3 protein-coding genes are annotated in these 2,116 nt (G+C 62.1%); all 3 read right to left on the reverse strand.

Annotation, left to right across the window (positions count from 1 at the left end; translation table 11 throughout):
- Nucleotides 1-310 (reverse strand): cation:proton antiporter domain-containing protein (locus tag EN939_RS31415; protein ID WP_206528388.1); only part of this gene is annotated, 310 nt, incomplete at its 3' end.
- Between the two features lie 217 nt (nt 311-527).
- Nucleotides 528-1,538: a type I glyceraldehyde-3-phosphate dehydrogenase gene (gene gap, locus EN939_RS31420; RefSeq protein ID WP_023810967.1), complete on the reverse strand. Its 1,011-nt coding sequence runs from the start codon at nt 1,536-1,538 to the stop codon at nt 528-530.
- A 155-nt stretch (nt 1,539-1,693) separates the two neighbouring features.
- Nucleotides 1,694-2,116, reverse strand: a 423-nt coding sequence (locus EN939_RS31425; RefSeq protein ID WP_272483121.1) for a transketolase-like TK C-terminal-containing protein, incomplete at its 5' end; no start/stop codon positions are given.

The raw sequence follows: 2,116 nt of genomic DNA on the forward strand, positions 1-2,116 counted from the left end.
GGCCGGTGGTCAGAATTACGCCGAAGGTCGCCAGCGACAACGCCGGGCCGGCTGCCTGCCGCAAGGCGTTGAGCGGCGTGCCGAAGCCGGAATCGAACAGGATGGCGGCCAGCGCCAGTGAGCCGGCAAAATAAGCGATGCGGGCGTTGTCGAACTGGATGCCGAGTCCGTCGGTGCCGGTGGCGAGGCCAATGCAGAGAAACAGGAGCAGAAGAGGAGCGCCGAAGCGGAAGGCGATCAGGCTCGAAAACGCGGCGGCGACGACAAGCGCTGTGCCGACCAGCGTGACGAGATAGATCGCATGCTCCATCCTGAAATCAGCCCCTCAAATTCGTCTGTCTCCTGCTTTGCGAGAGAGTGGGGCGAAGACGTGACCAGTGCAAGGCGGCAGGGTGGCTTTTTGGCCTATGCCGCTGATTTTCGGATGTTTTGGCGCGCAGGACACAAATTGGGAAGGCGCAAGCTGCGCTCATGAAAAACGCCCGGGCAAAGCCGGGCGTTCCAAGTCTCGAAAAGAGAGCTTGTGATCAGGCGATGGTCTTGCCGAAGGCGACCGATGTGTCGCCCATGCGGTTGGAGAAACCCCATTCATTGTCGTACCAGGACAGCACCGACACGAAGTTGCCGTCCATCACCTTGGTCTGGTCGAGCGCCATGATCGAGGAGCGCGGATCGTGGTTGAAGTCGATCGACACGTTCGGATGATGGGTGACGCCGAGAATGCCCTTGAGCTTGCCGTTGGAGGCGGCGATCACCGCGTCGTTGATCTCCTGCACCGTGGTCGACCGCTTGGCGATGAACTTGAAGTCGACGACCGAGACGTTCGGGGTCGGCACGCGGATCGAGATGCCGTCGAGCTTGCCCTTGAGGTCGGGCAGCACCAGCCCGATCGCCTTGGCGGCACCCGTCGAGGTCGGGATCTGCGACAGGGCAGCGGCGCGGGCGCGGTAGAGATCCTTGTGCATGGTGTCCAGCGTCGGCTGGTCGCCGGTGTAGGAATGGATCGTCGTCATCATGCCTTTTTCGATGCCGACCGTCTCATGCAGCACGGCTGCCAGCGGCGCCAGGCAGTTGGTGGTGCAGGAGGCATTCGAGATGACGATATGATCCTTGGTCAACTGGTCGTGGTTGATGCCGTAGACGACGGTGAGGTCGGCGCCTTCGGCAGGGGCCGAAACGATGACGCGCTTGGCGCCGGCGGTCAGGTGTGCCGCTGCCTTGTCACGGGCGGTGAAGATGCCGGTGCATTCGAGCGCGATGTCGATGCCGAGTTCCTTCCACGGTAGCTGCGTCGGATCCTTGATCGCGGTGACCTTGAACGTTTCCTTGCCGACGGTGATCTGATCGCCGGAAACCGAGACTTCATGCGGGAAGCGGCCATGCACGCTGTCATAGCGCAACAGATGCGCATTGGTCTCGACCGGGCCGAGGTCGTTGACGGCGACGACGTCGATGTCCTTGCGGCCGGATTCATGGATGGCGCGCAGGATGTTGCGGCCGATGCGGCCAAATCCGTTGATGGCAACTCTGACGGTCATAATTCTCTCCCTGGGAGTTGGAGGGCGGACGAGGGGTCCGCAGTTTCATAGCGGCGGAAGCAGAAAGAATCCAGCCGCAGCGACGTGGATTTAAATCGATTAAGTTGGGTCAGCCCGGCGAAACCGCCTTATCGCGATTTCGCCGAACCTTGAACCTACTTTGTATGCAGGCGGGCTTCCGCCGCCTTGGCCGCGGCTTCGGCGGTAATGCCGAAATGCGGATAGAGTTGCTCGATCGTGCCCGAGGCGCCGAAGCCTGTCATGCCGACGAAGATGCCGTCGGAGCCGATCAGATGATCCCAACCCTGGCGTATGCCGGCCTCGATCGCCATCTTGATCGGCGCGTTGCCGATCGTTTTCTTGCGGTAGTCGTCGCTCTGCTGGTCGAACAGTTCGAAGCAGGGCACCGAGACGACGCGGGTGGGATGGCCGTGCTTTTCCAGCAGGTCGCGCGCGCCGAGCGCGATCTCGACCTCGGAGCCGGTGGCGAAGATCGTCACCGCCGCTTCACTGCTGGCGGCAGCCAGCTCATAGGCACCCTGGCTGCTCAGGTTCCTGGCAACGAATTCGTCGCGTAC

This window comes from Mesorhizobium sp. M7A.F.Ca.CA.002.05.1.1, from assembly GCF_003998335.1.
Taxonomy (GTDB): domain Bacteria; phylum Pseudomonadota; class Alphaproteobacteria; order Rhizobiales; family Rhizobiaceae; genus Mesorhizobium.